The 3,780-nt window shown below is 66.8% G+C and carries 4 protein-coding genes; 3 read left to right on the top strand and 1 reads right to left on the bottom strand.

All coding sequences use genetic code 11. The features are described from left to right. Positions 1-208: 208 nt before the first annotated feature. From BM060_RS31910 to BM060_RS31920, 3 genes are all read left to right on the top strand, one after another. Complete coding sequence (locus BM060_RS31910; RefSeq protein WP_074986555.1) at positions 209-1,495, top strand: NAD(P)/FAD-dependent oxidoreductase; 1,287 nt, start codon at positions 209-211, stop codon at positions 1,493-1,495. 60 nt (positions 1,496-1,555) lie between these two features. Next, positions 1,556-2,338 (top strand): NYN domain-containing protein, encoded by a 783-nt coding sequence (locus BM060_RS31915; protein ID WP_074986558.1) that lies wholly within the window; start codon positions 1,556-1,558, stop codon positions 2,336-2,338. A 64-nt stretch (positions 2,339-2,402) separates the two neighbouring features. Further along, positions 2,403-2,723, top strand: coding sequence for a DUF2845 domain-containing protein (locus BM060_RS31920; RefSeq protein ID WP_074986561.1), 321 nt, complete (start codon positions 2,403-2,405; stop codon positions 2,721-2,723). A 486-nt stretch (positions 2,724-3,209) separates the two neighbouring features. On the opposite strand, the gene BM060_RS31925 is transcribed toward BM060_RS31920, so the two are convergent. Continuing rightward, the coding region (locus BM060_RS31925; RefSeq protein ID WP_074986564.1) for a DUF2931 family protein at positions 3,210-3,780 on the bottom strand (571 nt) is incomplete at its 5' end.

The following is a 3,780-nucleotide window of genomic DNA, read 5'->3' on the forward strand; positions in this document are numbered from 1 at the left end:
GCGCAGGCCACCCAGACAACCTATCGAAGTGTCCGAAATTATTTGACCACCACAACTGGCCCCCTCTCCCTTCAGGGAGAGGGCTGGGGAGAGGGCGCTCTCCCCCAAGCACCAGTCCCCCAAGGAATCCCAACCCGAAGATTTTTCAATTGCCCTCCCCGCCCCAACGGCTAAACACTCGTTCAACAACTCAAGGGACGAGTCCGCCATGCCCACCTTCACCCAGACCTACTACGAAGCCACCTCCGCAAAGCCGACCTACCCCACCCAGACCGGCCACCTCGACACCCGCGTCTGCATCCTCGGCGGTGGCCTCGCCGGCCTCAACACCGCCCTGGGCCTGGCTGAACGCGGCATAACCGACGTGGCGCTGCTGGAATCGCACTACGTGGGCCACGGCGCCTCGGGCCGCAACGGCGGCTTCGTCTTCGGCGGCTACAGCCTGGGCAACGCCGACCTGCTCGCCACCCTCGGCGCCGAGCAGGCGCGGCGGCTCTACCACCTGACCCTCGAAGCGGTGGACCTGATCCGCCAACGCGCGCGCCAATACGCCATCGACTGCGACCTGGTGGACCAGGGCGTGATCCTCGCCAACTGGTTCAACGACCCGTCACGCCTGGAAAAACCCCGGCGCCTGATGAAGGAAGCCTACGGCGTGGACTGGGAGCCCATCGCCACCGGAGCACTCCGCGAACAACTCAAGACCGACCGCTACTTCGGCGGCCTGCTGGAACGCAACGCCTTCCACTTCCACCCGCTGAAATACGTGCGCGGCGTGGCCCGCGCCGCCGCCGGCCTGGGCGTGCGCATCCACGAAGGCTCGCCAGCCCTGGGCATCGAAAAACGCGACGGCCGCTTCGTCGTGCGCACCGCCGGCGGCGAAGTGCACGCCGAGCAAGTGGTGTTCTGCGGCGGCGGCTACGCCCGCGGCGTGTACCGGCCCATCGAGCGCGCCGTGCTGCCCATCGCCACCTACGTCATCGCCACCGAGCCCCTGGGCGAGCGCCTGCAGGACGCCATCGCCTGCCAGGCGGCTGTCTACGACACCCGCTTCGCCTTCGACTACTACCGCCCGCTGGCCGACGGCCGCATCCTCTGGGGCGGGCGCATCTCCATCCTCGACCGCGGCCCGGAGGCCATCGCCGCCCTGCTCAAGCGCGACCTGACGCTGGTTTATCCACAGCTGGCCGAGGTGAAGGTGGACTACTCCTGGGGCGGCCTGATGAGCTACGGCCGTCACCAGATGGCACAGATCGGCCAGGACGAAGCCGGCATCTGGCACGCCATCGGCTTCGGCGGCCACGGCATGGCGCCGACCACCGTGGCCGGCGAAGTGCTCGCCGACGCCATCAGCGGCGCCAGGGCGGTGCCGCCCGGCTTCGCCCGCTTCGGCCTGACCCACGCCTTCGGCCTCGCCGGCCTGCTCGCCGCCCAGGCCACCTACAGCGCCTACGAGGCCCGCGACGCCTTCGACAGCCGCCGTCTCAACGGCTAGGGCTGGTACCCGGCGCGCTCGCGGTCTAAGGTCGATGCAAGCCTCAAGACCGGAGCCCCCATGGCAATCAAGACCACCCCCAACCGCCAGCAGACGCACCTGGCCGTACTGATCGACGCCGACAACGCCCCCGCCGCCATCGTCGAAGGCCTGTTCGAGGAGATCGCCAAATACGGCGTGGCCAGCGTCAAGCGCATCTACGGCGACTGGACGCAGCCGCAACTGGGCAAGTGGAAGCAGGTGCTGCTCGACCACTCCATCCAGCCGATCCAGCAGTTCGCCTACACCAAGGGCAAGAACGCCACCGACAGCGCGCTGATCATCGACGCCATGGACCTGCTCTACACCCGCCGCTTCGACGGCTTCTGCCTGGTCTCCAGCGACAGCGACTTCACCCGCCTGGCCGCCCGCCTGCGCGAGGAAGGCCTGATGGTCTACGGCTTCGGCGAAAGCAAGACGCCCGACCCCTTCGTGCGCGCCTGCGACAAATTCATCTACACCGAAATCCTCCGCGCCGACCCGGTGACCCCGGCGGAACCTGCGGAAACCGGCCAGCCCCAGGAACCCAAGACCCCCGCCGCCAAGCCCAAGCCCCAGCGCGTGCCGCTGGACTTCATCGCCAAGGTGCTCGACGACATCGCCGACGACGAGGAAGACTGGGTGCAGCTCGGCGCCCTCGGCCAGAACATCAGCAAACTGCGCCCCGCCTTCGACCCACGGCTATACGGCTTCAAGAAACTCAGCGACCTGATCAAGGGCCACCCCAAGCGCTTCGAACTCCAGGCCCGCGGCGGCAGCAACAGCGGCGGCAAGGACCTGTACGCGCGCAACGTGCGCAAGTGAGCCGCGTCAAAGGCCCGGGCCGGAGCGAGCCGGTATGCTGGGCCGGTCATCAAGGAGGAAAGCCATGACCGCCCTACCCCGCAGCCTCTTCGCCGCCCTGCTGCTCGGCCTGGCCCTGTGCGCCAGCGCCCAGGCCTCGACGCTGCGCTGCGGCACGCAGCTGATCAACGAAGGCGACAAGATGGACGTGGTGTTGGAGAAATGCGGCGCGCCGGCGAAACGCGAAGTCTTCCCGCCGGCCCCACCCCGCCGCGGCCCGGACGGCAAATTCATCCCCGGCGGCGCCACCATCGAAGTCTGGACCTATCCCCCACAGAACGGCGCCACCCGCGTGCTGCGCTTCCGCGAAGGCATCCTGATGCTGATCGGCACCGAGTTCCGCTGAACCCCACTGCTTTCCGCTCTTCGTAGGAGCGAGCTTGCTCGCGAACCGCGCTTCCCGGCGACTCCAGCGCCAAACCAACCCCCGCCCCTCTCCCTAACCCTCTCCCTGAAGGGAGAGGGGACCGTTGGGCAGAACCGGATGTTCTAGAGTCAGCCGACAGCCCCGGTGGTTTCCGGCTGAAACCTTCTCTCGGCACGGACAAGCCCCCTTCTCCCTTCAGGACGGGGCGCGCAGCCGAGGGCTGGGGAGAGGGAACGGACTCCACCCAAAAACCGACACTGCCGGCGAGCACCATTCGCGAGCAAGCTCGCTCCTACACCCACATCGGAAATATCACCGTGTCCCGGCCAAAGGCCGCTCCCTATCCTGCCCCGGTCACGGCGGGCGCCGTGACCGGGTTTGGCGACCCAAGGAAGTAGGTGGCGGCACTCGCGAACCACCACACGCCACGGTACAAGGCTTTTCATCAGGCATCCTTCCGGCTGGCTACCAGCTGCCGTAGGGAATGCCATGTTTGTCGATATAGGCCTTCGAGGCTTCGGAAAGCGGTCGATGTTTACCGCCTGAGGTGCCGTTATAAGGTCCCTTGGGCTCGACTTCGGCCTGGGCTCGCAGGATTTCGATACTTTCGCCGCAGGTACTTCTCACCCAGCCACGCACCACCCCGCCAGGGGCCAAGCCGATGACCAGAGCTTCTCGGTAAGCGCTGTAGGGGCAGGCGGGCTCAAGCTTCTCGACCATCAACTGACGGGCACGCTCTGGAATGTCGAGGGTCACCCGATAGGTCTGCGGCTCGGCCAGGGATTGCCAACGCACGAAGATGCGCTTGGGGAGGTCCGCGTCGTCGACATTGCGACCAGCCCCCCAATTGCCTCTCCACACCTTGGGCTGCCCACTGTCGTCATCCGGCACATGCACTGCCACGACTCCGCCGCCCATATGGGGAAAGAAGCGGCCACGGATATCCTCCACATCTGCCGTCTCCACCCACACTTCCATATAGTCCGGCGCCAGGAAGCCCAACCGCCAATACCGGTAAGGCAGATCACCAGCGCCC

Origin of the sequence: Pseudomonas citronellolis, from assembly GCF_900112375.1 — a bacterium.
GTDB lineage: Bacteria > Pseudomonadota > Gammaproteobacteria > Pseudomonadales > Pseudomonadaceae > Pseudomonas > Pseudomonas citronellolis.